Source organism: Streptomyces sp. NBC_01314 (assembly GCF_041435215.1).
Classification (GTDB): Bacteria; Actinomycetota; Actinomycetes; order Streptomycetales; family Streptomycetaceae; genus Streptomyces.
Window position 1 is genome coordinate 7,352,162 of sequence record NZ_CP108394.1, and the last position, 26,118, is coordinate 7,378,279.

A 26,118-nucleotide genomic window follows, 5' to 3' on the forward strand; every position below is an offset into this window, starting at 1 on the left:
GAATGGTCGTGACCGCCGCTGCGACGAGTGTGCTGTCCCTGTGCGTCGTCCCGGCGTTCGCGGACTCGTCCCAGGAGGTGACCCCGGGGGAATCGCTCGGCGCCCTGTCCGAGCCGCCTGCCGCCCGGCCCGGCGACAGCGTCCACACCCTGGGGAGCGGTCTCACAAGCCCGAGCCCCGACACCGGCGACGCGAGCACCGCGCCCGGCCCGCCCCTCGCGAACGTCCGCGTCGGGGGCCCGAAGACCAGCAGGTCGCGGGGTGGTGACCGCGAATCCGCCCCGGCTGACGGCCAGGAGCAGGGGAATCACATGCACAGCACAGACCACGGCAACGCTGCCGCGTACGGCGGGGACAGCAGGTACGGCTACGGCCATGGCGATGCTGCCGGGTACGGCGACGACAGCGGGCCCAGCGACGACTACGGCCATGGCGACGCTGCCGGGTACGGCGACGACAGGGGGCCAGGCGACGGCTACGGCTATGGCTACGGCGACACACCACCCACACAGCCCCCCACCGCGCCGCGGGCGGCACAGCCCCCCACCACGCCGCCGGTGCAGTCACCCCCCGCGTCGGCGTCCTCGAGCGCTCCGGCCGGCATGCCGCCGCGGAAGCCACCGTCCTCGCCCCCGAGACAACCGCCCTCCCTCCCCGAGACCGGCGCCGACGGGCAGGTGCTGGCGGCGTCGGGCATCGCCGCGCTTTTGTTGACGAGCGGCGCCATCCTGTACCGACGAGGCCGAGCCGGGTCCGGTCGATAGCGCTCCGCTCGCGGTGCCGGAGGAACTGCCTCCGGCACCCGGTCCCCCCCCGTCGACGGCGCGACCCGTCACTGTGCTTGTGCGCGTCCCCGGCCCACCGGTACGGGGATTGCCTGGGCGGGCGGGGCTGCGGCGCGCAACCGGTGGCGTACGCCTTGTACGAGCGTGGTCGCCGTGAAGGTCGCTCCGTGGACGAAGCGCATGGCAGGGCCGAAGGTGGAGGCCGTCAGCAGACCTGCCATGAACAGCCCTCGGCGCGAGGACTCGAAGTCCCGCCCGACAGCGGGGGAGCCGTCGGCTGTCGTCGACAGGCTCGCTCGCAACTCCTCGGAGAGCAGGTCGAGCCGGTCCAGGGCCGCGTGGAACCCCGTGGCTGCGATCACGTGTTCGGTATCCAGGGAGTTCAGCTCCCCAGTCCGACTCACCGTCTCCAGTCGTACGCCGCCCGGCACCGCACGGGCCGCGACGACCTCGCGGCCGAGCAGCATCTCCACCACCGGATCGACCCGGTCCCGCACCCACCAGGCGCCCGCCGGTCCCAGCGCCGTGGCCGCGATGCGGGTGCGGGTCGACTCGGGGAGGCGACGGAAGAGATCCGGACGCTCGGCGTAGAACCAGTTGCGCCAGCCACAGCCGAGGCCGCTGTGCGGGGTCCGGGCAGACTGCCACCAGAGGCGCTGCAAGGGCGGCGGCACGTCGTTCCAGCGCAGTTGTGGCGCCCGCGCAAGCAGTCGTACGCGCGTGCCTTGTTCGGCGAGGAGTGCCGCTGTCTCCAGGGCTGCCTGTCCGCCGCCGATCACCGTGACGTCCATGCCTCGGAAGCGGCCGAGGTCGTGGTGGTGGCTGCTGTGGGTGACGAGTCCCGGGTGCAGGCCGCGCAGAGGGGGAGGCACCTCTGTGAAGGGCAGGACGCCGACCGCCAGCGCCACCGTCCGGGCGCGCAGCACCTCTCCGTCCTCGGTGACCGCCTCGAAGCCGACCGGACCGGTCGCCACCCGGCTCACCATGCGCTCGTCCACCTCGGGCACGGCGTTGCGCGCGAACCACAGGCCGTACTCGGCGAACGTCTCCACCGGAATCGGGTCCGCGTGACACGCCGTGAGCCCGGAGGCCGCGCAGTATGCGTCCAGACGCCACCGGCCGTCAGGGTCGGCGAGGTTGGAGGCCCACGGCTCCGACTTCAGGTACATGCCGCGGGGCATGTGAGCCCGCCACGACGCCATCGGTCGACCGAGGACACGCAGGTCGAGCCCGGCGGCCGCGGCGTGCGACGCGATGGACAGTCCGTATGGGCCGGCGCCTACCACCAGCAAGTCGTACATCAGCAACTGCTCGCTCTCTCGTCGTGGGTGAGGGGCTGTGCGGCCGCCTGACGGACCGCGCGTGTCGGTACGGGTGCCGACAGGACCGCGCGCAGCCGTTCCCGCAGTCGACGGGACACGTGGCGGCGCCACAGGGTCCACATCGCCCGGCCGGGGGCAGGGTCGTCCGGGGCGTGCCAGGCCAGTTCGCGTCCGCGCGGCGCGGGCCGCAGGGCAGTGAGGGGTGCGTAGTTCTCCACCACGAACATCCGCCCCTCCAGTGGTGCGGCTGTCGGCAGGGGGCGGTGCGTCAGGTCGAGATGCAGGGCGCGTACGACGTCAAGTCCGGCGGAGTCGGAGAAGAGCCGGAACTGGGCGCCGGGGCGCGGGTTGAAGTCGAGCAGGTGATAGAGGCCCGTCGCGCCGCAGCGGCGGAAGTCGAGGTCGAAGATGCCGCGGTAGCCGAGCTCACGGGTGAGCCGCTCGGCGAGCGCCTGCACCTGCGGGTTGGCAGTCCAGCAGCCGACGGCGGTCAGGCCCGCCTCGCGCGGCCACGCCCGCTGCTTGCGGCCCGGCCCGCCCGCGCGCACAGCACCGGAACGGTCGGCGTATCCGTGGAAGAACCAGTCGCGGTTCGGACCCGGCGGCAGATAGGCCTGCAGCAGCAGCGGGCTGCCGGCCTCCCCGGTGCGCAGATACAGCTCCCGGGCCTGCTGAGCGGAGTTCACCAGCACCGTGCTGTGCAGCGCGCTGCCGACGGGCACCAGCCAGGGCCGACTCCACTTCGCCACCAGCGGTAGTCCCAGCCGCCGGGCGGCATCGGCGGCCTGCGCCGGGCTTTCCGGGACCAGGGTCACCGGGTGAGCGATGTCCAAGGACGCGCACACGGAGGCCAGCCCGGCCTTGTCGGCGACGCGTTCGGGCAGTGCACAGGGCCCGGCGGGCAGCAGAAAGGAGGGTGCGAGTTCCTCACGCATGCGGCCCACGGCGACCGCGCTCGCGTCGTCCATCGGGATCAGGACCGCGGGGCGCGCGATCCGGGTGGCCACCCGGCGCAGCGCGGTGGCGATCTCGCGGGAGGACGACCCGGGTGGTGGTGGGGGATGCATTTCTCGTAGAAAACGCGATCTGGGTACGGGACTTCCCGTGGAATCGGCGACCACATGCACCTCCACGCCCGCTCTGCCGAGAGAACGCACGGCGCCCAGTGTCCCGTGGTGAAAGGGATTCCGGTCGATCCTCAGTAGAACGGCGGGGACGCGCGTGTCGAGCAGCTGCATGGACTTCACTCCTTCCGATCGGCTCACCCGTACGGGCGAGCGAGGCACTCGAAAGCCGTAGCGACAGTGGCGTTATGCCATTTCATGTGACTGACTTTATGTGACGAGGTGTCAGGAATGTGGGAAGAAATGCAGAAGACCTACAGCGGCAGCAGAAGATCCAGGGCAGAAGACAGCAGGAGAGCGGAGAAAGGAGCAGGCATGGTTCTACAGCAGTGTCGGGCCCGGAGGCTGGCGGTCGTCGCGGCGGCGGTCGCCGTTTCGGCCACGATGGCCTCCGGTGCCGGCTTCGCAGCGGGGACGGGGTCCTTCGCCGGTTCTCCCGCTCCGACGGCGGCCACCCCGGCGCCGTCGGTTTCGACGTTGCCCGCGGTGGACCCATCGGTCGCGCCGTCGGTTTCGACGTTGCCCGCGGTGGACCCATCGGTCGCGCCGTCGGTTTCGACGTTGCCCGCGGTGGACCCATCGGTCGCGCCGTCGGTTTCGACGTTGCCCGCGGTGGACCCATCGGTCGCGCCGTCGGCACCGCAGGCATCCGCGGTCACCCCGGGCCGCACGGCCCCGCCCGTCGCCGCGCCGCCGAAACCGGCCGCCCCGCCGAGCTCTTCCGCCGCACCGAGCTCTTCCACCGCACCGACGACCTCGGCCCACGGCCGTGAGCGCCCCGCCTTCGGAGCCTTCCTCGACTCCGGAGTCCGGGGCGCGTACGGCCTGACGCGCCTCGGCAGGTGGCTGGGTGGCGCCGAGCCGCGCGTCGGTCACACCTATCTGCCGGGGGACCGGTGGAGCAACATCGAAGGCACCTACCGCTTCCTTGCGCCGTGGGCGCGCTGGCGCACGGCGAAGGACGACCGGATCTTCGTCCTCAACGTGCCCATGCAGGAGCGCAACGAGAAGGGTGCCTCCGACGCCGAGGTCAGGCTGCTGCTGCGGCAGGGCGCGGCCGGGAACTTCGACCATCACTTCCGTGCACTGGCCGCGCGGCTGGTCGCGTTGAACGTGCCGGACACGGTACTGGTGCTCGGCTGGGAGATGAACGGCACGACCTACACCCATCGCTGCGGACCCGACCCGACGGCATGGAAGTCGTACTGGAACAGGATCGTCACCACCATGCGTTCGGTGCCCGGCCAGAAATTCCGGTTCGACTTCGCGCCGAGCCGGGGCCTGGACGCCGTTTCCTGGACGCAGTGCTACCCGGGGGACGCCACGGTCGACATCATCGGCATGGACACGTACGACCAGCCGCGAGGAATTTCCTTCGACGAGCAGGTGAAAGAGCCTCACGGGCTTCAAGCGCAAGTGGACTTCGCGAAATCCCATGACAAGCCCATTTCCTATCCCGAATGGGGGCTCTTCCGTAACGGTGACAACCCCGAATACATGCGGCGGATGCTCGCCTGGATCGCTGAGTACAAGCCGCTGTACAACACGCTGACCGACTACTGCCCGCACGGAGTCTGGCAGTGCGCGGCCAATCCCAGGTCTTCTCTGGTCTACCGGTCCGCCCTCTCCGGCAGCGCGGACGGACCGACGCCCTGGCCCGTGCCCGACGCACCGCTCTCATCCACGGGCTGCTCGCCGCTGCGCCTCGGCGGCTGGGCCGGGTACTGGCTCGGCGGGAGGCCGTGCCTGCGTTCCGACTGGTGGTGGCGGGCCCGATAGCGGTCGCTGGCGGCGGGATTCTCGCGGGTTCCGCTGTCACTGGTCCGCTCCCGGAAGCGACGCAGCAACTCCTTGCCCTGCCGCCGCGCGGCCACGTCGCCGACCACCGCCGACATCAGCGGGGCCGTGCGCCGCCGGGCCAGCAGCAGCCGCTGGTTGACGACAGGTTCGGGGCGCCAGTGGTGCTTGTAGGGCTCGTCGCCGCGCAGCAGGCTCAGCGTGCCCAGTCCGCCGTCCCCCGCGTGCTGGGCGCAGGCGTCGAGGAGCATCACCGCCACGTCCGCCTTGCGTTCCCGCAGGCGTGGATGGGCGCCGTACAGGTAGCCGCCCGCGAGCTGCCGTGACAACAGCGTCAGGTCCACGGCCACCACGTCGTCGTCCAGTCGGAACTCGGTGACCACCGCGTCGCCGGAGCACACCATCGGTCCCACGGAGCGCACCAGGTGCTCACAGAAGCGTGTCTGCAGATGTTCCGACGTCACGTTCCGGCCCTGCCACTGCAGCCGGTGCAGTTCGAGCAGCCGCTGAAGCGCCGCGCCCACCCGGTCAGGCGGTACGACATGGCGCTCCACGCCGAGCGATTTCAGCTTGCGCAGCTTGGCGCGGACCCGTTGGGCCTTGCCGGACGCCAGCCGGGACGCCAGTTCGTCCATGGGCACGGCGGGCAGCTCCAGGCACAGTGAGTCCGGAAGCCGGCGGCGCGGCCCGCTCCAGCGCTCGTAGACGTGCTCGACGGCTCCGCCCGGCCGCACCTCGCGGAAGTCGATGAGCGCGGTGCGGGCGGCGGCCGACAGCGTCTCGGCGAGCACGGTGGCCGCCCGGTCCACCCGCTCGTCGTCGATGAGGACGTCCGCGTAGTCGGAGATCGCCCCGCCGAGCGGTACGAGCCTGGGCACCGGGCCGCGCCGGAGCATCAGGGGTGCGGCGGCCACGAGTTCGGCACCTTCGCGCACGAGCACGAGCCGCAGCCGGCCCGGACTGCCGTACGAGAGCCACCACGAATGCAGCCAGGCGTGGTTCTGGAACGGGGTCGCCGCGCCGCACCGCTCGTACAGCCGCCCCCAGGCCGGGGCCATCTCGGCGAACGCGCGTTCCGCGGTGACGATTTCCGTCGTGTACACGGCTGTCACAGCTGTCCGGGCACGGCGGCGGCGGTGGCCGGGCCGGGAACCGAGGCGGGGAGGGCGATGTCGGCGTCGTCCTTTTCCGTCCGTTTCGGCCGTACGAGCAGCGCCAGGCCGCCGAGCAGGCCGCCCGCGCTCGTGCCGACCAGGCCGGTCACCATCGGTGACGCGGACGTCGGCTCGGTCGGCCGTACCGCCGGTGAGAACTGGAGGAGTTCGACGTGGGTGCTGCCCTTGGTCTTGTTCGCGTGGCGGGTCAGCGCTCGGGTGACCGCGTTGGCCATTTCGGAGGCGAGGCCGGGGCGCGGGGAGGTGGCCGAGACGGCGATCATCGGCGCGTCCGGCGAGGTGGCCGTCCGGACGTTCCGCCGCAGCGTCCGCACCGGTACGCCCGCCGACGACTGCGCGTCCCCGAGCACCGCGAGCTGCGTGGCGGCGCGGCCGTACGCCTGTGCGAAGCCGAGCGCGGAAGCCGGGTCGGAATTCTTTGTGGGTACGGCGACGACATAGCTGGTCGCCGTGTACGTCGGGGCCTTGAGTGTGCCGTAGGCACCGCCGAGCAGGCCGCCGACCAGCGTGCCGGTCGCGAGCAGCAACCAGGGCCGCAGGATGCCGGCGAGGGCCGGTTGGCCGGGCTGCCGACGGAATCGGGTGAGATTGTCGGTCATGACGAACTGGCTCCCTGAAGTGAGGGGGGCAATGAGCTGGACACCGCTGCCGTGTACACGTCCATGAGCCGGGCAGCGCTGCGGGAGATGCTGTAGCGGTGAGCGGCGTCCGCAGCCGTACGGGACCGCGGGCCGGCCGCGCGCACTGCGGCGACGGCACGGGCGTACGCCTCGGGGCCGCCGCGCACACGGACGGCACAGGCGGCGGCCTGCGGAGACAGGTCCTCGATCGCCGGGCAGGATGTGTAGAGGACGGGCAGGCCGGACGCCAGGGCCTCCACCACCGCCAGCCCGAAGGACTCCTCCGGGGACGGCGAGGCGAGCAGGTCCATGGCGAACGTGAGCGAGGGCACGTCGGGGCCCAGGGAGGCGTCGGGAACGTTGGGGCGCTCGCCGGTGAACAGGACGCGGTCGGCCACGCCTGCCTCGTGGGCGGTGCGGCGCAGGACGCTCTCCTCCGGGCCGCCACCGACCAGCAACAACCAGTGGTCGGCCGGGAGCCGGGCCATCGCCCGGATGAGGACGTCGAAGCGCTTGCCCGCGGTGAGGCGGCCGATCCCGCCGACGACATAGGCGTTCTCCGGCAGGCCGAGGCGTCGCCGGGTGTGGTGGCGCCGGGACACGTCGAAGTGGAAACGGGCCAGGTCGATCCCGTTGGGGACGACCTCGATGCGAGGGGAGGGCACGCCCCAGCGTCTGAGGCGGTCGGCGACCGCGGGGGAGACGGCGACCGTGGTGTGGCCGAGGCGCTCGGTGGCGAGGTAGAGCGCGCGGACGCCCGCCGTCAGCCTCCGGCCTTCCATCTGGGAGTCGCCGAGGGAATGCTCCGTGGCGACCACGCCCCTGACGCCGGCGAGTCGGGCGGCCAGCCGGCCGTAGACGCAGGCGCGATAGAGGTGGGTGTGGACCAGGTCGTAGCCACCCGCGCGGATCAGGCGGATCAGGCGGGGGAGCGCGGACAGGTCGTGGTTGGCGTCCATGCCGAGGTGGTGCACGCGGACGCCGTCGGCAACGAGGCCGTCGGCGACGGCGCCCGGGTTGGTGAGGGCCACCACCTCGCAGTCGACGTCGAGGTGCTGCAGCAGCAGGCGGAGCTGTTGTTCGGCGCCGCCGACGCCGAGACCGGTGATGATGTGCAGCGCTTTCATGTCACACGCCCTCCACGGGACGCCGGCGAAGCCGGTGCAGCTTGTGTTTGAGGTGCAGCCGCCAGGCCGTGTCGTTCTGGCCGACATGCAGACGGGGGAGCGCGTACGGGCCGGTAAGAGGGCCGGGATCGATGGCGCAGGCGTAGGTGTATCCGGCTTCGCGTACGGCGGCGGCGGCGCGCCGGTCGACCGAGCCGTACGGGTAGCAGAAGCCGTCGACCGGAGCCTCGATCAGCTCCGACAGCAGCACCCTGCTGTCGGTGACCTCGGCCCTCACCATGGCGTCGTCGGCCCGGGTGAGATCGATGTGCGTCAGCCCGTGCGAACCGATCTCCACGCCCGCGGCAGCCGCCCGGCGGACGCCGTCCGCGGACAGCAGTGGCTTGCGCGGGCCGAGAGGGTCCCAGGTGTTGACGCTTCCGAGCCGGGCGGGCAGCACGAAGAGCGTGGCACCGCAGTTCCAGTGGCGCAGCGCCGGAAGAGCGTGGGCGAGGAAGTCGGCGTATCCGTCGTCGAAGGTGAGGCCGACCAGGCGCCGTCCCTCGCCCCGGGCGCGGGCGGCGAACAGTTCGCGCAGGGACACGCCGCGCAGCCGGTGCCGACGCAGCCAGGCCAGCTGCCGCTCCAGCCGCTCGGGCGTGACCGTGATGCGGTACGGGTCGTCAGAACAGTCACCCACGGAGTGGTACATCGCCACCCACGGGAGCGGACGGGGGCGTGCGGCGCGGCGTCTGCCCGTGCCGACGGATTCAACTGGAACGGCCATGCCTCAGCCTCCGCGTGACGGCACCTACGGAATGAAGTGCGGATGTGCGGCTCTGGGTGCCCAGGGCCTGTCCGAGCAGGAGGGAAACGGCGGCCACGGTCACGCAGCCGACCGCGAAACCCACCACCGGGGATCCCGGCGCGCTTGAGGCGAACGCCCCCGCCGCCGTGGCGACCACCGCCGCCCCGAGCGGCCTGCCCAGATCGGACAGCACGTGCCGGGTACGGATGGGGACCCCGCGTGGCTCGCTGTGCCGCGCGGCTCGACGACGGGCCGCGGTCCAGGTCGAGAAGACGAACGAACTCGGGCCCCCGGATTTCCCGGCCGGCCGTACGATCGTGAGACGGGCGCGCCCGTTCGAATCCCGCGCGAGGCCGACGAGTAGCAGTGCGGCCGTGACGGTGATGCCGACGGCGTTGGCGGCGGCGAGCGCCAACACGCCCCAGGAGTCCACGGTCCCCGCCCCGATCCAGGTGGTCGTGGCGACACCCGCGATCATGGCGCCGATCGGGTACCAGGTGGGCCGGCCGGCCGAGAAGTACGTGCGGATCAGTACCCCCACCAGGGTCTGGCCGAGCAGGCCGAGGGCGTACACGCGCAGGACGTCCGCGGTCACCACCGTGTCCTGGGCCGTGAACGCGCCCCGCTGGAACAGGATCGCGATGATCTGCGGCGCGCAGGCGATCACCGTGGCCGCGCCGAAGAGCACCAGGCGGCAAGCCAGCGCCAGGTCCCGCTCCACGCGGTCGCGAGCCCGTTCGGTGTCGCCGTCGGCGAGGGCCTGCGCGACCACCGGAAAGGTGACGGTGCACAGCATCAGCGACAGCGTCATCGGGATCTGGGCCACCTTCTGCGCGTAGTTGAGGTGCGAGATGGCCCCGGCGGGAAGGGTGGAGGCGAGGAAGCGTTCGATCAGGACCTGGGACTGGCGGCACATGGCGAAGATGAGAACGCTGCTGATCAGGGCGAGGCTCAAGGGGCGTACCTCGACCTCGCCGCCGGAAACGGAGGGGCGGCTTTTCAACAGCCGTCGCAGGGAGGGCAGTTGGGCAACGATCATCAGGCAGCCGCCCACCGCCACACCGGCCGCCGCCGATCGCACGCCCCAGCGCTCGCCGAGCAGGAACATCCCGGCGATGATGCCGGCGTTGTAGGCCACGTAGATCGTCGCGGGCGCCAGGAAGCGACGGTGCGCCCGCAGAGCCGCGCTGCAGTACCCGGCGAGCCCGAAGGTCAGTACACAGGTCGCCGTCAGCCGGGTGCAGTCGACAGCGAGGTCGGGTTCGGGCAGTCCGGGCGCCAGCGCCTCGACCAGGTAGGGGGCTCCCACGATGATCAGCGTGGATACCGCGATGAAGCCGAGGGCCAGGCGGGGCAGGGTGCTGGCGACGAGGGAGCGGACGGGATCGCCGGAGACACCCTGGGCGCGCCGGGCCAGGGCCAGGCTGAAAGCCGGGATCATCGCGATGGCCAGGCCGTCCTCGATGAGCAGCGTGGCGGCGAACTCCGGTACGGTCCACGCGACCAGGAAGGCGTCCGTCTCGATGCCCGCCCCGAAGAGCTGGGCCAGCGCCTGATCCCGCACCAGGCCGAGCAGCGCCCCGGCGAGCGACAGCGACGCCGTGATCAGAGTGGCCTTGGCGATGAACTTCCGGGTGGCACCGGAGGAGTCGGTGCCGTCCACGTCCTGCGTGGCTGCCCGCGCCGCGGGCACGGCCGTCCCGTCGGTCCCGAGACCGAGGGCACGCGGAGTCTGCGGCGGCGTCACGGGCATCGCGCCACGCTCTCCCGTGCGTTTCCGAGTGCCGGAACCGACGGGGTGGTCTGCGTCTCGCCGTTCCCGGCCAGTGCCCACCACGCCACCAACCCGAAGGACACGGCGGTCAGCACGGTGGAGGGGCCGCCGATGTCGGCGTACACGAAGTCGGTGAGCTGCCAGACCAGTAATCCGCAGGCGACCAGCCCGCAGTCGAGGCCCTGCGGCTCTGACGTGCGTGCCCGCGCCGTCGTCCGCAGCACGCACACCAGCAGCGCCAGCCAGCTCCCGGCGAACGCCATCAGCCCGAGCAGGCCCTGTTCGCTCAGCACCAGCAGATACATGCTGTGCGGTGACAGCAGCGGCTGCCTCAGGTACGCGGCCCCCGCGCCATCGGTGTCACTGCCCGACGACAGCGACGGCGAGGCGTAGGCGTCCCGGTACTCGGGGAAGCCCTTCAACCCCACGCCGGCGAGCGGGTGTTCGCGCCACATGTCGGTCGCGGCCGTCCACATCGTGTACCGGTCGGCGACGGACTGGTCGGGGGCGTTGGTGATGTGCGTGATGCTGTCGATCCGCTCCTGAAGCATCGCCGTGCCGACACCGAGGCCGCCGACCAGGATCACGCCCGCCGCGGCTGCGACCGCGGCCACCTTGAGCGCGCGCCGCAGCCCTGCCAGGACCAGCTGCACCGCGCAGGCCACAGCCGTCGCGATCCACGCGCCCCGGCTGAAGGACAGCGCGAGCGGCAGCAGCAGCGCCAGCGCGCACGCGAGGGCGGCTCCCCGTTGCCGTACGGACGTCCGCCCGAGCGCGAGGCCGAACGCGCACACGAGGCCGATGCCGACCACCGTTGCCATCCCCATCACGTCCTGTGGCCCGAACGTGCCGACGGCTCGAATCGGCTCGCCCTGGAAGGAGGCGCCGGTCCGGGTGACGTACTGGTGCACCCCGACAGCCCCCTGCCAGCCCGCGAGTCCCACGAACGACCAGGCCAGCAACCGGAAGTCGCCCCGGCCACGGATCAGCAGCAGGACCCCCGCGGGCACGAGCACGAAGATCTGTAGATAACGGCCCATACCGGTGATCCCGGCCTCGGGTGAGTATGCCCCCAGGGCAGCGACGGCCAGCCCGAGGACCGGCAGGCCCAGCACCACGGCGGCCGTACGCGGCAAGGGGCGCCGCCGGTCGCGTACGAGGCGGATCGCGCAGAAGAGCACCAGGAAGCCGGACACCGCGTCGGCGGGACCGGGGCCGCCGTCGCTGCTCGGGTCGAGCGGCAGCGCCAGCAGGGCGAGCACTGCCACTACGGGCAGGACCGGCGTCAGGACGGCGCCACGGTGCACGAGCGGCGTCAGTGCGAGGCTCATCGGCTCTCAGCTTCCCGTCGGGCGCATGAGCGTGGCCGCGGTGCGCAACAGGATGCACACGTCCTGCCACAGCGACCAGGTGTCGATGTAGAGGTTGTCGAACCGGAAGCGGTCCTCGATGGACGTGTCGCCGCGCAGCCCATGGATCTGGGCGAGGCCGGTGATGCCGGTCCGCATGCGGTGGCGAGCCGCGTAGCCGGGATGGGACTCGCTGAAATGCGCGACGAAGTAGGGGCGCTCGGGCCGAGGTCCGACCAGACTCATGTCGCCCCGGAGCACGTTCCACAGCTGGAGGAGCTCATCGAGCGAGGTGCGCCGCAGCATGCGGCAGAACCAGCGCATCTCGTGCTCGTTCGCCACACTCCACCGGGTCGCCGCCTCGTGCTCGTCGACGGGACGGTGGGTGCGGAACTTCAGCAGCGTGAACGGCTTTCCGTCCTTGCCGATGCGCTCCTGCCGGAACACCACCCCCGGCCCGTCGCTGATCCGCAGTGTCACCGCGCACACCAGCAACAGGGGGCTGACCAGCAGCAGCAGCGTCGCCGACACGAGGACGTCGAGCGCCCGCTTGCCCACGCTGTCGCGTGGCGTCGTAGCCCTTTCCAGACGCCGGCAGGAGAACCCGGCCAGCCGGTCCTTCGTCGCGTACGACGGAGAGTCCGCGTCCAGTTCCCAGACCACGCAACCCCGCTCGGCCAGGGCGCTCAACAGCGGTCCCTGGTGGACCCGTACGGAGGGGTGGACGGCCAGCACCGCCCGCACGCTGTTCTGGACGACCGCCCTCTCGACCTCTTCACCGGTCGTCAGAACCGGCAGGCCCTCGGCATCGTCCTGCCGTTCGGCGACGATCCCCACCGGCCGCACCCCGCACCGAGGGTGCCGCAACACGGCGGCGGCCACACGCTGCGCGGTCGCCGCCGGGCCGATGACGAGCGCGGTGCGCGGATTGCGCAGCAGCGCGGCGCGCCACCTCGCGTGCGCGGTGCCGCGCAGCGCGCAGCTCACCGCGGCCTGCACGGCGAAACCCACCAGAAGGGTGCGCGTGGTCAGCGCGTCGTCCGGCCGGTACGCCGCCATCAGTGCGGCGAGCGCCAACCAGGCCACCGCTGTCCGGCGGCAGATGGCGGGCAGTTCGTCGAGGAAGCCTGGCAGCGGCGGGCGCGCGCGGTGCGGGCGCAGCAGCAGCGATGCGACCAGTAGCAAGGCCGATGGCAGCGGGCGGAGCTGCGTCCCGGTCAGTGTCAGGGCACCCAGCAGGGCGGCCGTGCCGTCCGCGACGAGCAGGGGCACCGTCGAGGCCGACCGCGCCGCCCGCCTGCCGGCGGGGGACGGGGGCCTCGGGCCGGCGCCGCGCGGCGGCATGACCGAGACGGGCGAGGATCCGTGATCCCGGGGCTGTGCGCCAGGGGAGGAGGTGGTGCGGTCCGCGGTCACGACTGGATTGACTCCTCATGCTCCGTGGGTGTGACGCGTGCTGCGGGTCGCACGCCGATCAGATGGCGGTAGACGTCCGCGACCGCCTCGGCGGTGTGCCGCACGTCGTGCGAGGACAGGACGTACTGGAGTCCCTGGCGGCCGAGCGATGCGCGCAGCAGCGGGTCGAGCAACAGGTCGGCGACGGCCTCGGCCAGCACCGCCGGGTTCTCGGGCGGAACCAGGCAGCGTGAGGCGAGTGAGCGAGGCAGGCTCTCGCGGGCACCGTCGACGTCCGTGGCCACCACCGGCCGGCCGCAGGCCATCGCCTCCAGCGGGGCCAGCGCCATGCCCTCCCAGCGGGACGGCAGAACGACGAGATCTGCGGCCTGGTACCAGCGGACGACATCGGCGACGGCGCCCGCGAACAGCACGGATTTCGGGGCGAGCGCCCGAAGCCGGTCGCGGTCCGGACCGTCGCCGACCAGGACGAGACGTGCGCCGGGCACCCTGCGGGCGACGGTACTCCACGCCTCCAGCAGGACTTCCTGGCCCTTCTGCCGACACAGCCGCCCTACACAGACGACGAGCGGCGCGGCGGGATCGACCTCGTGCAGGGGCGTCAGCTCAGCCCGTATGGCAGCGACGGGGGCGGGGCGGAAGCGCTGCAGGTCGACGCCGTTGGGGATGACGCTCCAGCGCCCGTCGATCCCGGAGCGCACGCCGGTCATGCGCTCCGCCTCGCTCACGCACACCACCTGGGAGGCCCAGCGCACCCCCCACCGTTCCCACGCCCGCGCGAGCGCCGAGGTGGCCCCGCCGGTGGCCTCGAACGACCAGGCGTGCGGCTGGAAGACGGTGGGGATCCTCCCGCGGACGGCGAGCCGCCCGGCGAGCCCGGCCTTCGCGCTGTGCGCGTGCACCAGATGCGGGCGCACTTCATCGATCACCTGTGTGAGGTGTCGTACCTCCCGGACGAGTGACGGACCCGGTGACCGCGTCGCGTGCCAGTGCCGTACGTCCGCGCCCAGTCGCCGGAGCCCTGTGCTGAGCGTGCTGTCGGGGCAGGCCACCGTGACGGCCAGGCCGGCCGTGAGCTGCGCCTGTACCAGGTCCGTCACGACGCGGGCGACCCCGCCTTCCACGGGCTGGGTGAGGTGAAGGACTCGCGACCGAGGGCAGGTTGATGACGTGTGCATGCGCGATGTCCTCGCTCACGGTGACGCTCGGGACGGGAGGGAAGACGACTTACCGCTGGGCGTCTACGGCGACGAAGAGCACTCCGGCCCAGATCAAGTCCCGCTGGGAAAGGACTCGGAAGGCCAGCTGGTCGCCGCCGTGTCGCAGGCCCGTTCCGAGATCGAACACATCGGAGTCGTAGCCGAGGGTGCGGGCGTACGCCGGCACCCGCTCCGGCTGGGATGCTCCCGGTTCGCTGATCGTGGAGTTCAGGACGTCGTCGCGGGGATTGGCGGGGTCCGTGAGGGAGGTGACGTCGGTGCGGTGGGGCAGCGAGGCGGAGGATGTGCGGGTGGTCGTGAGGGTGAGCGTGTCGCCGGTCTCGCCCTGGTCGCCGTCGTACGTCACCAGGCCTGCCCGGCCGCCCGCGCCTGCCGGGAAGCGCATTCCGCGCAGGCTGATCTCCTGCCCCGCACCGGACTCCAGGGCGTCGAAGCCGTCCCAGACGGTGAGGTGCCGCAACGGCTGCTTCGGGTTCTCGTACGCCACCACCAGCGTCCAGCCACCCCACGCGCCGGCCGCCGACCTTCCCATCGCCACGTTGACCTGGGCCACGGTGTACAGACCCGGCCCGTTCTCCCGCACCAGCTTCGTGACGTCCGCCGAGGCCTGGAAGGCATCCGCGCCGTGCGCCACACGGTGGCCGACGACCGTGTCCGCGAGGACCTCCTTGTACTCCCCGCCTTGTTCGGCGATCAGCACCCGACCGTTGTCCTTGGGCGGCTTCTGCTCGCCGACGCGCAGGTTGCCGCCCCAGTACAGCCGGGCGTAGCTGACCCGTGAGCCCTCGGGTACACGGACCTCCGCGCGGGAGGAGTTATAGGTGTTCGGGTCCTTGTCGACATCGACGTACGTCATGTCGAAGTCGCCGTTCACCCCGGTCCCGCCCCCACGAGTGGCTGGGCAGGATCGCGCTGTGGAGGGCAGGAACTGGTGGGCGGCCCGTGGCATACGGCAGGTGATGGAGACGTTGGCCGCGCGGACGATCCCGCCGCGCTGGAGGGCGTGGTACCGCTGGGCGAAGGAAAGACGGTCCGCCTCCTGCGACGACGGTGTGACAGGCGCGACCGCCACGGCGCCGGTGGGAGCCCACATCCCGGCGAGGGCGAGGGCGCTCACCGTTGTACGGCGCAGCAGGAGGGCTAGGGAATAGCGCATGACCGGCGTTGCCCTTTCGGGAAGGCGGAGTGTCAGGGGAGGAGCGGCAAGAAGCGAGGCGGGTGCTGTGGGAACGCGTCAAGAGGTGCGCAAACTCTAGCTGATATTGGGACATAATCTTGTCAAACGTAACAAGTGTGTCGGATTGGTGAAGCAGGGGACTTCCTGGACTTGCTTGCCGCCTCGCAAGGGGAAGCGGGAAGCGGGCCCATGGCTTGAGGGGAGCCCCCGGGCGCGGTCCGCCCGCGCGGCGTAGCGCGCCCAGCCGACTCCGATGACCGGCAGGCTCGGTGACGGGGTGAAGGGTGCCCATGGTCGAACCGTGCCGGCGCGACGTTGTTCCTTTCCGCTCTTTCCCATGGCCCGTCCCGACGTACGGAGTTAAATCCTTCAGGGGTTTCATATGAGTACTCGGAAACCTTCTGCACGTGGGTTTCCGGACCGGTCGGCGCTCGTTGTGCACGACGTCAGAATCCGCCCCGGCTACCCACATTGCCGAAGAAAGGAACTCCATGAAGTCTCTGAAGGCTGCTGCTGTCGTCACCGGATCCCTGATCATCGCCGGTGCCGCCGCGCCCGCGTTCGCGCTGAACTCCACCGAGGTGGTGCACAAGAGCCTCGACACCGCGGTGAACACGCTCGACAAGGCCCCCGCCAAGCTGGAGTCGCTGAAGGGTGAAGTGCTCGATGTCGCGGACAAGAAGGAGGCGTTGGTGAAGACGGTGGATCGCACGTCCACCGCCCTGGGCAAGGGCACTCCGCTGCTGGGCGGTCTGTCGCCGCAGAAGTGAGAACGTCCCCGGCCGTCATGCCGGCCGCGTCTTGATCCGGCGCTTCTGGCATTTCCCGGTGGTTTCTCCGAAGAGGCCGATTCCGCGCCGTGCGGTGTCGGCCTCTTCGTCGCCCGGACTGCCGGGCGCACGGTGTGGCTTCCACGGCCGGGTTCATTTCATAAAGGGTGAGCCTGCACTCGTGATGCCGGGAGTCCCTTGTTCAGGCAATGTGCGGGTGTCCGGGGGCCAATTGGAAAGAACGGGAAATTCTTGGTGCTGACTTACGAGTGGGCGCGAAGCTCTGGACGAGGGTCTTGGAGACCGCTTTGTGTGATCATGTTGGCGCGTATGCACCGCTCGGGTGAGAGGCTGTCCGAGGCCGGTCGTCGGTCGGCGAGGCCGAGCCCCGGAGAGGCCGTGGCCGGATCGTCGCTCGCCGTCAACCCCGCGGAGCCCACCGGGCGGAGGCAGGTGCTGCGGGGGTTGTTCGCGTCGGCGGCCGTGGTGGTGCTCGCACCGTCCTTGGCGGCATCGGTGGCGACCGGGCGGGAGGGGGCGTGGTTCCGCGAGACGTATCGCGGACGGCGCATCGTCGGCATCGCGGACGACGCCCGGCGGTTGGGAGACCACGTCCTTGGCGTATGGCACGTCACGGTGGACGGGCGGCCGCTGCACCTCATGCGTCGTGTCGACGGCAGTTGGATGACCATGGTCGACCACTACCAGTCGTATCCGACGCCACTCGCCGCGGCGCGCGCGGCGGTGGACGAACTCGGCCCCACTGTGCGGTTGGGCGCGTCGGGCGGAACAGGCAGCCGCATGGACGACAGCGGTACGCCGAACGGCGGCCGGGGTACCGAGGGGGATCACCACCATGGTGTACACGCGTAAGGACGTCAGCACGCTCACTCCTTCCGAGCGGCGCAGGTTCGTCGCCGCACTGATCGAGGTCAAGCGCCGCGGTGAGTACGACGAGTTCGTCCGCATGCACGTCCGGTACTTCCTTCCCGACGGCGAGAACGGCTCGCGCACGGCCCACATGGCGCCCTCCTTCCTGCCCTGGCACCGCAGGTTCGTGCTGGACCTGGAGCAGGCGCTGCGCCGCGTGGACGAGTCGGTGACCGTGCCGTACTGGGACTGGACACGCGACCGCGCCTCGACGGACGTCCCGTGGACCGAGGATCTGCTCGGCGGCACCGGGCGGCGTTCCGACCGGCAGGTCATGACGGGCCCCTTCGCCTACCGCCATGGCCGGTGGACCGTCAAAGAGGGGATCACCGACGCCAAGTACCTCATGCGGGACCTGGGCCGCTCCCCGGACCCGATCGCCCTGCCCACGGCCGGAGACGTGGAGAGGGCCCTCGCGGACCCGGTCTACGACACGGCCCCCTGGAACTCCACGTCCGCCAAAGGGTTCCGCAACAAGTTGGAGGGGTGGGGACCGGGTCAGGGCGCGATGTCCTGGCGCAACCACAACCGGGTCCACCGATGGGTCGGCGGCCACATGGTGAGCGGCGCCTCCGTCAATGATCCCGTCTTCTGGATGCACCACGCCTTCGTCGACCTGCTGTGGTCCCGCTGGCAGCAGCGGCACCAGGACGCCGGCTATCTCCCCGCGGAGCCGCCCGGCCCGGGGGATGCCCAGCGCGGCCGGGTCGTCGCGCGGCACGAGACGTTGCCGCCGTGGGACGTGACCCCGGCGGAACTGGAGGATTACAGCTCGGTCTATCGGTACGCGTAGCAGGCACGACCCTCTGCGGGTGGGCCGACCGAAGGCCTGCGCGGGGCCGCACCCACCCGCACCGGGCTTCGCACGCGACGCCGGGCATTCTGCTGCGACCTGTTGTTGATCGACGCAGGGCGCTGGAAGAGCTTTGGCCAAGGCATTTAGCTCCGGTCGTTCACCACGGCCGGCTCGGCAGGAGGCTGGGCAGGTGCCGACCGCCGTCGCGGGTTGACCGACGCCGTTCGTTCGTTCGTTGCGGGGTGCTGAAGATCTCGCCGACCCACCCGGTCCATCCGTGGCACTGTTCGGTCACCGAATTGCGCGCGGTCGCGCCGGTGGCGCTACGCGATGTGCTCGGTCCCTGCCGACCGGTGGCGGAAGGCCGAGGCCCGCGGGACCTGGTGGATCTGGGGCACTGCGGCGGCAGTTCGGGTGCTCCCGGGCGCCTGAGGGCGCGACTGTGGCGCAGCGGGTTCCGGGTTCGGGGTACCTGGGGTTCTCGGCCGATCAGCCGTACGGGGGAACCGCCAGGTGTGCGGGCCCGGCTCGGGGGGATCTGGCGGGAGTCCGACGCGGGGCCGCGGCAGCCGGCCGCCGGTCGTGTCCCTTCTTGTGGTGTAGCCGATCATTCGGCGGTCGTGTTGGTGGTGTTGGGTAGCGCGGGGGCGCTTTCGGGGCGCTCGGAGGGGTAGAGCCGGTCCATGCTTCCCTCGGGCAGGTAGCGGCGGGGGGAAGGCGATCCATTCGTCGTGCAGTTCGAAGAGCACGGCGGTGACCAGCCGCAGGAGCGCGTCGTCGTTGGGGAAGACCTGGACGACGTCGGTGCGGCGCTTGACCTCGCGGTTGATCCGCTCCAGCGGGTTGGTGGACTGGATGGCGATCACCACGGCGCGGGACACGATCTGGTGCTCGACCCTCGCCTTGCAGCAGGTCGCGTCCAGATAGACGTACGGGAAGCGGACGTGGTCCAGGGGCCGGGCACGGAACGCGGTCAGCTGGCCGTCCAGGTCCTGGCAGATCCGCGAGACCTCACTCTTGGATATCCCGGTCTCCGCGTCGAGGGCCTTGACCAGGTCGTCGACCGACCGCGTGGACACGCCGTGGACATAGGCCTCCATGATGACCGCGTACAGGGCCTGGTCGATGCGGCGGCGTCAGCAGCGCGGGGAAGAAGCTCCCCGACCGCAGCTTGGGGATCGCGAGGTCCAGGTCGCCGGCCTGGGTGCTGAGCGTCTTGTCGCGATGGCCGTTGCGAAGCGCGGTGCGCGTGTAGGTGTGCTCGTTCCATTCCGCGCCGATCCGGGCCGTGGCCTCGGCCTCGATCAGCTCCTGGAGCATCCGCTCAGCCACACTGCGGACGAGTTCGAGCCCGTCCGACGAACGTAGTGACTCAAGCAGCCGGAGTAAGTCATGCTGAGACAGGGCCATCCTGCACCTCCCGCGTTGAACTGCCCGTTCACTACGGAGAGTTGCACGATGGCCCACCTTGCAGGCAGGGAGCGAAAGCCCATCGGCACACGCCCCCGGCGCACTCCCTAACCGTGATCGGCTACACCACGACGAGGGACGCCATCCCTGATCGCCCGGCATCCGCTCACGGTGGCGCAGGCACGGCACTGGCTGCCCGACTACGAGGACAGCTTCGCCGAATCGGATACCAGCACGGCCCGGTTCCAGGACGACTTGGACGACCTGCTCGGGGCGTTGCCCTTCCGGCTGCCCAGCGAGGCGGAGTGGGAGTATGCGGCCCGAGCAGGTACGACCACTCTGACCTTCCGCGGAGACGGGAGGCCGGACGAGGACCAGGTGCTCGACGACTTCGCCGACGAGGAGCGCACGGCCGCGGCTGAGAACGCCTTCGGGCTGGCGGCGATGGGGTCGGCGAACGAGATCTGCGCCGACGTGTGGTTCCCAAAAAAGCCTTTCCAGCGGGAGTCGGAGACTTGAGCTCCCGGCAGCCGGGACATGGAACCCGGTCACCCGGCATACGTTCGATGGTGTCGTTGCGGGGACTGGCGGTCACTTCACGGTGGTGTTGCTGTTGGCCATGACGGCGGGTGCGTCGATCGACCAGGAGTGCGTGTGCCTCGCTGTATCCCCACTGGCCTCAGTCACGCTGCCGACGGCGTCCTCCAGGGGTACCCGTCCATTCGCGGAACCGTATGCGGTGTGTTCGATGTCGTGTCATGCCGTGGACATAGCCAAGCCGAGACCCGACTCATGCCTCCCCTGGGTAGCCTCCGCGCTGTTCGGAGCTGCTATCGGCTGCGGCGCCTGGTCTCTGACCGTTTGGGCGCGCGCGTACTGTGACGCGGGCTACGACGCCGGCGGACGCTTCGAACTCAACTTCCTGCTTCCTCTCGTAGTGGGAGCCGAAGCGCTCGTCGGGCTTGTGGCGTGGGCCATCGGTCGACGCCTGGTGCTCCGCCCGCGGACGGTGGTTCGGGTCTCGCTGTCGACGTTGCTGGTGGTTGTTGCGACGGTGGGGCTGGCGTGGTGGCTCTTCGCGAGCCGAGGGACGCTGGACGGTTATCCAGGCGACTCTGGCCTCTGCCCTGCGAGCAACGTCCCTCCACAGTGGCCTGGCTGGATTCCTGCTTGATCGGCCACAACTGGACTCCGGTGGCCTTGGCCTTCCCGGAACTGCCCGACGCAAGCTGAGGCTTCTCGCCGAGAATTTCGACACGTATTCGACACGGCCACCCGCGAAAACCCGGTGACAGCCGGACAGCCCCGGAGCCTGCCCCTTGATCGTCGGGGGAGTGTCCGGGGCTGTGGCGTGTGAGTGAAACTTGCTCTGACCAGCAAAAAGGCCCTCCCGAAGGAGAGCTGAGACTTGCGCCCCCGGCAGGACTCGAACCTGCGGCCAAGCGCTTAGAAGGCGCCTGCTCTATCCACTGAGCTACGGGGGCCGGGTGTGGTGGCCTCTGTCGTGGTGCCCGGGTGTGGGCTGATCCGTGACGTTGCCGGGGACAAGGATAGGGCTCCCGAGTCCTTGTCCCTATTGCTTCGCCTCCGTGGCTCAATGTGGAGGTTCGGTGAAGCGGTCCTGATAATCGCAGGCAGGTACGAATCGTGCACCTCTTTTGAGGCCTCGGGCCTCGGGTGTTGTGCACTCGTTATGCCTGCGCCCCTCTCGTCCCCTCCGTCCCGTGTGTTCTGTCGGCGCGCAGACGTACTTATATGCTTCAGAATGTCCATAAAGTTGGGCATTCTTCGCATGTGGTGACCTTGGACGTACGGCCCCAGCTGCTCGACGCGCTCTCCGCCCTGCGCGACCGTGTCGCCGCCGCGCGCTTCCCGCTGCCCCTGGCAGGAGCCCCGCGTGCGCGTGCCGACCGCGACGAACTACTCGCGCAACTTGACGACTACTTGGTGCCCCGGTTGCAGCAACCCGAAGCGCCGTTGCTCGCCGTTGTCGGGGGGTCGACCGGAGCCGGCAAGTCCACTCTCGTCAACTCCCTGGTGGGGCGGAAGGTCAGTGAGGCCGGCGTGCTGCGGCCCACGACCCGCACGCCCGTACTGATCTGCCATCCCGAGGACCATCACTGGTTCAGTGGCATGCGCGTGCTGCCCAACCTCACCCGCGCGTGGGTACCTCAGCAGGAGTCCGGTCAGGATCCGGCCGACGCGTCGTTCCCGCCGGGCAGGGACGGCGGCAAGGAGGGCGAGCGCATCCTGCGCATCGAGACCGCCGACAGCCTTCCACCCGGTCTCGCCCTCCTCGACGCGCCCGACGTCGACTCCCTGGACGCCGACAGCCGCGTACTCGCCGCCGAACTCATCTGCGCCGCCGACATCTGGGTGATGGTCACCACCGCCTCCCGCTACGCCGACGCCGTGCCGTGGCATCTGCTGCGGTCCGCGAAGGAACACCGGGCGACCCTGGTGACGGTGCTCGACCGGGTGCCCCACCAGATCGTGTCCGAGGTCTCCCGGCAGTACGGGGCGCTGCTGACCAAGGCCGGGCTCGGCGACGTGCCCCGGTTCACCGTGCCCGAGCTGCCCGAGTCGGCCTGGGGCGGCGGGCTGCTGCCGGGCACCGCCGTCGCACCGCTGCGGGCCTGGCTCGTCCAGCAGGCGACCGATCCGGGTGCCCGGCACGAGGCCGCGGCCCGCACCGCGCACGGGGTTCTCGACTCGCTGCGGTCCCGGATGCCCGAGCTGGCGAGCGCGGCGGCCCAGCAGTACTCCGCCGCCCTACGGCTCACCGCGGCCGTCGACACGGCGTACGACAGCGAGCACGCGCGCGTGAAGGGGCGGCTGCAGTCGGGGGCCGTGCTCGCGGGTGACGCCCTCAAGCGGTGGCGCAGCTATCCGCTCGACTGCACCGCCGGCGAACTTGTCGACGCCCTCGTCGACAGCCTCGGCACCCTGCTGCAGTGCGCCGTCACCGCCGCCGACGAGCGGATCAGCGAGGCCTGGCGCCGCGAACCCGCCGCCGTGGCCGCAGGGCTGACGGAACGTGATGCCACGGGGGAGAGCGTCGAACACCGGATCGGAATGACCGTACGACGCTGGCGGCGCGTCCTGGAGGAGTACGCCGAGGAAGAGGTGCGCGCCCTCGACCGGAGCGTCGCGCCGGACGTGGAGGTGGTGGCCGCCCTGGGCGCCACGGCCCTGCTGGGCGGCCGGCGGGCCCGGTCCGCCGGGGAGGGGCTCGCCGAACGGATCGGGGCGCACGGCGCGCTGCGGCTGCGCGACCGGGGCGGACGGCTGCTCACCGAGTACCTCGACCGGGCCCTCGACACCGAGCGCGAACGACGTCTCGCTCCGCTCGACGCACTCGACGTACACCCCGAACCACAGGCCGAACTCATCGCCGCCCTGTCCGTACTGCAGAAGGAGAGGTGACCGCAGTGACCGCCGTCGCTGACCACACGGATCAGACCGGAGACGACGTCCCCGAGACGGGTGACGACAAAACGGGCGACAAGACGGGCGACAGGAAGGGTGACGAGAAGGTTGACGGGAAGCGTGGCGCTGGTGGGAGGGGCTTCTCCGTCCCCGTGGAGGCCACTGCTGAAGAAAGGCGCCCGAGGGACCCGGACGGGAGGCCGTACGGGAGCGCCGAGGGCCGGCGTTCTGAGCAGAGCGAGGCGCGGGACCGGGCCGCCGCTTCACCGGCCCGGCCGAGCGGCGAGCGGCGTTCCAAGGGCGAGAACGACGTCCACGCGCGCGTGCCCGACCGTTCGGGCGGGGGGACGTCCGGTGATCCGTCCGCTCGTACGGAAGCCGGCGATCCGTGGGACGACGGGCTCATCGCCCGGCGGGTGATCGAGACCAGCGCCGCAGAGCGGGTTCCGGCCGCGGAGGCCAGGGCTTCGGCCGGGCAGGCGGTGACCCCGCTCGCGTACGACGGGCGCCTGAGGTCGCGGCTCGACGCGCTGCGGGAGCTGGTGGGGCTGTCCCGTACGAGACTGGACAGCACGACGTTGGCGGAGGCCGGACGGGTTCTGGACGAGGCCGCGGCGCGGCGCAAACTCTCGGGGCAGCACACGGTCGTCGCCATCGCGGGCGCCACCGGCAGCGGCAAGTCGACGCTGTTCAACGCGCTCGCGGGGGTGGCGATCTCGGAGACGGGCGTACGCCGGCCCACCACGGCCGCGCCCATCGCGTGCAGCTGGAGCGACGGCGCGGCGAGTCTCATCGACCGGCTGGGCATTCCGGGACGGCTGCGTCGGCGGCCGTTGCAGAGCCCGGAGGCGGAGGCCCAGTTGCGCGGTCTCGTGCTGGTGGATCTGCCCGACCACGACTCGGCGGCCGTGCAGCACCGTGAGCAGGTCGACCGGATCCTGGCGCTCGTGGACGCGGTCATCTGGGTCGTCGACCCGGAGAAGTACGCCGACGCCGTCCTCCACGAGCGCTATCTGCGGCCGCTGGCCGGTCACGCGGAGGTCATGTTCGTCGTCCTCAACCAGGTGGACCGGCTGCCCGGTGAGGCCGCCCACCAGGTCCTCGACGACCTGCGGCGACTGCTCGACGAGGACGGGATCGCGTTGGGGGAGCACGGCGAACCGGGCGCCACCGTGCTCGCGCTGTCCGCGCTCACCGGAGACGGGGTGGGGGAACTGCGCGACGCGCTGGAGCAGTTCGTGGCCGAGCGGGGCGCGCCCGCCCGCCGGGTGCGCGCCGATCTGGACGCGGCGGCCGCGCGACTGTGGCCGGTGTACGCGAATCAGCGGCGCGCGGGGCTCAGCGAGCGGGCCCGGGACGAGTTCGCCGCGCGGCTCGCGGACGCCGTCGGCGCCACCGCCGCGGGCGAGGCCGCCGAACGCGTCTGGCTGCGCCACGCCAACCGCGCGTGCGGCACACCCTGGCTACGGCTGTGGCGGTGGTACCAGGACCGGAGCGAACCCCCTACGGGGCGGCTCGCCCTGGCGACGCCCGTGGACGAGGAGTCCACCGCCCGACAGCGCGTCGAACAGGCCGTGCGTACGTTGTCGGAGCGCGCCTCGACGGGGTTGCCCACGCCCTGGGCCCAGGCGGTGCGCGAGGCGGCTGTACGCGGCGCGCAGGAGCTGCCCGAGGCGCTGGACGAGTTGGCGATGCGGGTCGGGGCGCCTACGGGGCGGCCGCCGCGGCCGGGCTGGTGGCCCGCCGCGGTGCTCGCGCAGGCGGCCATGACCCTTCTCCAAGTAGTCGGTGGGCTGTGGCTGCTGGGGCAGATCATCGGCTTCATGGCACCGAATCTCGGAGTGCCGGTGCTGCTGATGGTGATCGGCATCGTCGGGGGCCCGGCCGTCGAGTGGGGCTGCCGCCTCGCCGCACGTGGTCCGGCGAGGCGGTACGGCTACGAGGCGGAACGGCGGCTGCGGGAGGCCGCCGCCGGGTGCGGCCGGGCGCGGGTACTGGATCCGGTGGCCGCCGAGCTGCTGCGGTACCGGGAGGTGCGGGAGCAGTACGGGCGGGTGCTGGGGGCGGCGCCGGTGGGGTGAGGTGGGGTGAGCGCGGTGGCGGGTGGGGTGAGCGCGGTGGCGGGTGGGGTGAGACGCGACACCGGTGGGGTGTCGCGCGACACCCCGGCGGGCGGCGGGCGGTGGCGGAGGCTTGCGAGGCGTCGCCTCCGGGGTGAGAGGCGGCTCTCGCGCGGGTGGTTCACCCCATCGGGTGACGGAGTTGTCCACAACCGGCGGGTAGCGCACAGGGCTCAGCGGGCTCGGCCCGACGGCGGCAGTCTGAACACGCGGCGATCACAGCACCGCCGCACGACAGACGCAGCAGCCGTACGGGACGGGCCCGTACGCGTGTCCGGCCGGCGCCGGCGTCGGTGCCGGCGTGCAGGAGGGGTTGGCGAGATGAACGAGACAATGGTGTGCGTGGTGGGGAACGTGGCGACCCAGCCGGTCTGCCGGGAGTTGTCGACGGGTGCGTCGGCCCGGTTCAGGCTGGCGGTGACCTCGCGGTACTGGAACCGGGAGAAGAACGAGTGGGCCGACGGGCACACCAACTTCTTCACGGTGTGGGCGCGGCGCACACTCGCCGCGAACGTGGCGTCGTCCGTGGCCCTGGGTGATCCGGTGGTGGTGCAGGGGCGGTTGAAGGTGCGCACCGAACAGCGGGACGGGCAGAGCTGGGCCTCGGCGGACGTCGACGCGGTCACCATCGGCCACGATCTGTCGCGGGGCACGTCGGCGTTCCGGCGGACGCCCAGGGGAGAGACGTCGGCTCCGGCTCAGTCCCCGTCCCAGCCGGAGCCGAACTGGGAGACACCGCCGCCCGGAAGCCGGCTCGACCCGGTGGCCGAACTCCGGCCGGAGCCAGTGGGGGTGACGTGACCTCAGCCTGCGGTTCCGGTCGTGCCGGCATATCGGCGAATGCGTTGTGAAGAGTCCGTGCGTGAGTCTGATCGATTTGTCGATAAGAACTGTTCATGAGCTGTGCAAGCGATAACGATTCCGATTCGGATCGGTTGTCCGGCGATACGACTGGGAAGAGTGGTGCGCCGCATCCCTAGGATGCCGGGC

At 71.2% G+C, this 26,118-nt stretch carries 20 protein-coding genes, 1 tRNA gene and 2 pseudogenes; 10 read left to right on the forward strand and 13 right to left on the reverse strand.

The window, feature by feature from the left end; all coding sequences use genetic code 11:
• Positions 1-8 precede the first annotated feature (8 nt).
• Positions 9-764: an LPXTG cell wall anchor domain-containing protein gene (locus OG622_RS32475; protein WP_371580177.1), complete on the forward strand. Its 756-nt coding sequence runs from the start codon at positions 9-11 to the stop codon at positions 762-764.
• A gap of 68 nt (positions 765-832) precedes the next feature.
• Here OG622_RS32475 and OG622_RS32480 read toward each other — a convergent pair whose 3' ends face one another.
• Both OG622_RS32480 and OG622_RS32485 read right to left on the reverse strand, forming a co-directional pair.
• The gene (locus tag OG622_RS32480; protein ID WP_371580178.1) at positions 833-2,086 is read right to left on the reverse strand and encodes an NAD(P)-binding domain-containing protein; all 1,254 of its coding nucleotides are present in this window, start codon (positions 2,084-2,086) and stop codon (positions 833-835) included.
• Positions 2,086-3,345, reverse strand: coding sequence for an ATP-grasp domain-containing protein (locus OG622_RS32485; RefSeq protein WP_371580179.1), 1,260 nt, complete (start codon positions 3,343-3,345; stop codon positions 2,086-2,088). The genes OG622_RS32480 and OG622_RS32485 overlap by 1 nt, the downstream gene beginning before the upstream one ends.
• Positions 3,346-3,546: 201 nt before the next feature.
• Between OG622_RS32485 and OG622_RS32490 the strand changes: the two genes are divergently transcribed.
• Complete coding sequence (locus OG622_RS32490) at positions 3,547-5,010, forward strand: hypothetical protein (protein WP_371580180.1); 1,464 nt, start codon at positions 3,547-3,549, stop codon at positions 5,008-5,010.
• Between the two features lie 35 nt (positions 5,011-5,045).
• Here the strand turns inward: OG622_RS32490 and OG622_RS32495 are convergent.
• The 9 genes and pseudogenes from OG622_RS32495 to OG622_RS32535 form a co-directional block, all read right to left on the reverse strand.
• Positions 5,046-6,086, reverse strand: a pseudogene (locus tag OG622_RS32495) (GNAT family N-acetyltransferase); the annotation flags it as partial.
• 50 nt (positions 6,087-6,136) lie between these two features.
• On the reverse strand, positions 6,137-6,802 hold the full coding sequence (locus OG622_RS32500) for a lipopolysaccharide biosynthesis protein (protein WP_371580181.1): 666 nt from the start codon (positions 6,800-6,802) through the stop codon (positions 6,137-6,139).
• A complete protein-coding gene (locus tag OG622_RS32505) occupies positions 6,799-7,950 on the reverse strand; it encodes a glycosyltransferase (protein ID WP_371580183.1) in 1,152 nt (383 codons plus the stop codon). Before OG622_RS32505 ends, OG622_RS32500 begins: the two co-directional genes overlap by 4 nt.
• 1 nt (position 7,951) lies before the next feature.
• Complete coding sequence (locus OG622_RS32510; RefSeq protein ID WP_371580184.1) at positions 7,952-8,716, reverse strand: polysaccharide deacetylase family protein; 765 nt, start codon at positions 8,714-8,716, stop codon at positions 7,952-7,954.
• A complete protein-coding gene (locus OG622_RS32515) occupies positions 8,700-10,490 on the reverse strand; it encodes a lipid II flippase MurJ (protein WP_371580185.1) in 1,791 nt (596 codons plus the stop codon). Before OG622_RS32515 ends, OG622_RS32510 begins: the two co-directional genes overlap by 17 nt.
• Positions 10,481-11,842: an O-antigen ligase family protein gene (locus OG622_RS32520; protein WP_371580186.1), complete on the reverse strand. Its 1,362-nt coding sequence runs from the start codon at positions 11,840-11,842 to the stop codon at positions 10,481-10,483. Before OG622_RS32520 ends, OG622_RS32515 begins: the two co-directional genes overlap by 10 nt.
• 6 nt (positions 11,843-11,848) lie before the next feature.
• Complete coding sequence (locus tag OG622_RS32525; RefSeq protein WP_371580187.1) at positions 11,849-13,276, reverse strand: exopolysaccharide biosynthesis polyprenyl glycosylphosphotransferase; 1,428 nt, start codon at positions 13,274-13,276, stop codon at positions 11,849-11,851.
• Entirely contained in the window at positions 13,273-14,454 is a 1,182-nt protein-coding gene (locus OG622_RS32530) for a glycosyltransferase (protein ID WP_371580188.1), read from the reverse strand. The genes OG622_RS32525 and OG622_RS32530 overlap by 4 nt, the downstream gene beginning before the upstream one ends.
• Positions 14,455-14,503: 49 nt before the next feature.
• Positions 14,504-15,652: a DUF3344 domain-containing protein gene (locus tag OG622_RS32535; protein ID WP_371580189.1), complete on the reverse strand. Its 1,149-nt coding sequence runs from the start codon at positions 15,650-15,652 to the stop codon at positions 14,504-14,506.
• Positions 15,653-16,164: 512 nt separating this feature from the next.
• Between OG622_RS32535 and OG622_RS32540 the strand changes: the two genes are divergently transcribed.
• From OG622_RS32540 to OG622_RS32550, 3 genes are all read left to right on the forward strand, one after another.
• Positions 16,165-16,443, forward strand: coding sequence for a hypothetical protein (locus OG622_RS32540; protein WP_371580190.1), 279 nt, complete (start codon positions 16,165-16,167; stop codon positions 16,441-16,443).
• A 399-nt stretch (positions 16,444-16,842) separates the two neighbouring features.
• Positions 16,843-17,316: a tyrosinase family oxidase copper chaperone gene (locus OG622_RS32545; protein ID WP_371580191.1), complete on the forward strand. Its 474-nt coding sequence runs from the start codon at positions 16,843-16,845 to the stop codon at positions 17,314-17,316.
• A complete protein-coding gene (locus tag OG622_RS32550; RefSeq protein ID WP_371580192.1) occupies positions 17,300-18,166 on the forward strand; it encodes a tyrosinase family protein in 867 nt (288 codons plus the stop codon). Before OG622_RS32545 ends, OG622_RS32550 begins: the two co-directional genes overlap by 17 nt.
• A gap of 610 nt (positions 18,167-18,776) precedes the next feature.
• Here the strand turns inward: OG622_RS32550 and OG622_RS32555 are convergent.
• A pseudogene (locus OG622_RS32555) lies at positions 18,777-19,579 on the reverse strand (transposase).
• A gap of 171 nt (positions 19,580-19,750) precedes the next feature.
• Here OG622_RS32555 and OG622_RS32560 point away from each other — a divergent pair.
• Positions 19,751-20,098: a formylglycine-generating enzyme family protein gene (locus OG622_RS32560; RefSeq protein WP_371580193.1), complete on the forward strand. Its 348-nt coding sequence runs from the start codon at positions 19,751-19,753 to the stop codon at positions 20,096-20,098.
• Positions 20,099-20,342: 244 nt separating this feature from the next.
• On the forward strand, positions 20,343-20,753 hold the full coding sequence (locus OG622_RS32565) for a hypothetical protein (protein ID WP_371580194.1): 411 nt from the start codon (positions 20,343-20,345) through the stop codon (positions 20,751-20,753).
• A gap of 237 nt (positions 20,754-20,990) precedes the next feature.
• Here the strand turns inward: OG622_RS32565 and OG622_RS32570 are convergent.
• Positions 20,991-21,063 (reverse strand) — tRNA-Arg (locus tag OG622_RS32570).
• Between the two features lie 271 nt (positions 21,064-21,334).
• Here OG622_RS32570 and OG622_RS32575 point away from each other — a divergent pair.
• The 3 genes from OG622_RS32575 (at position 21,335) to OG622_RS32585 (ending at position 25,929) form a co-directional block, all read left to right on the forward strand.
• Complete coding sequence (locus OG622_RS32575) at positions 21,335-23,005, forward strand: dynamin family protein (protein ID WP_371580195.1); 1,671 nt, start codon at positions 21,335-21,337, stop codon at positions 23,003-23,005.
• Positions 23,002-25,089: a GTPase gene (locus OG622_RS32580; protein ID WP_371580196.1), complete on the forward strand. Its 2,088-nt coding sequence runs from the start codon at positions 23,002-23,004 to the stop codon at positions 25,087-25,089. The genes OG622_RS32575 and OG622_RS32580 overlap by 4 nt, the downstream gene beginning before the upstream one ends.
• 360 nt (positions 25,090-25,449) lie before the next feature.
• Positions 25,450-25,929 (forward strand): single-stranded DNA-binding protein, encoded by a 480-nt coding sequence (locus OG622_RS32585; protein ID WP_371580197.1) that lies wholly within the window; start codon positions 25,450-25,452, stop codon positions 25,927-25,929.
• Positions 25,930-26,118: the final 189 nt, after the last annotated feature.

Bases quoted from the DNA above. Each gene is read 5' to 3' on its own strand.
- OG622_RS32550 (WP_371580192.1), top strand. From the start codon at position 17,300: ATGGTGTACACGCGTAAGGACGTCAGCACGCTCACTCCTTCCGAGCGG.
- OG622_RS32510 (WP_371580184.1), bottom strand. From the start codon at position 8,716: ATGGCCGTTCCAGTTGAATCCGTCGGCACGGGCAGACGCCGCGCCGCA.
- OG622_RS32530 (WP_371580188.1), bottom strand. From the start codon at position 14,454: ATGCACACGTCATCAACCTGCCCTCGGTCGCGAGTCCTTCACCTCACC.
- OG622_RS32485 (WP_371580179.1), bottom strand. From the start codon at position 3,345: ATGCAGCTGCTCGACACGCGCGTCCCCGCCGTTCTACTGAGGATCGAC.
- OG622_RS32540 (WP_371580190.1), top strand. From the start codon at position 16,165: ATGAAGTCTCTGAAGGCTGCTGCTGTCGTCACCGGATCCCTGATCATC.
- OG622_RS32585 (WP_371580197.1), top strand. From the start codon at position 25,450: ATGAACGAGACAATGGTGTGCGTGGTGGGGAACGTGGCGACCCAGCCG.
- OG622_RS32480 (WP_371580178.1), bottom strand. From the start codon at position 2,086: ATGTACGACTTGCTGGTGGTAGGCGCCGGCCCATACGGACTGTCCATC.
- OG622_RS32515 (WP_371580185.1), bottom strand. From the start codon at position 10,490: ATGCCCGTGACGCCGCCGCAGACTCCGCGTGCCCTCGGTCTCGGGACC.
- OG622_RS32575 (WP_371580195.1), top strand. From the start codon at position 21,335: ATGCTTCAGAATGTCCATAAAGTTGGGCATTCTTCGCATGTGGTGACC.
- OG622_RS32520 (WP_371580186.1), bottom strand. From the start codon at position 11,842: ATGAGCCTCGCACTGACGCCGCTCGTGCACCGTGGCGCCGTCCTGACG.
- OG622_RS32505 (WP_371580183.1), bottom strand. From the start codon at position 7,950: ATGAAAGCGCTGCACATCATCACCGGTCTCGGCGTCGGCGGCGCCGAA.
- OG622_RS32490 (WP_371580180.1), top strand. From the start codon at position 3,547: ATGGTTCTACAGCAGTGTCGGGCCCGGAGGCTGGCGGTCGTCGCGGCG.
- OG622_RS32500 (WP_371580181.1), bottom strand. From the start codon at position 6,802: ATGACCGACAATCTCACCCGATTCCGTCGGCAGCCCGGCCAACCGGCC.
- OG622_RS32535 (WP_371580189.1), bottom strand. From the start codon at position 15,652: ATGCGCTATTCCCTAGCCCTCCTGCTGCGCCGTACAACGGTGAGCGCC.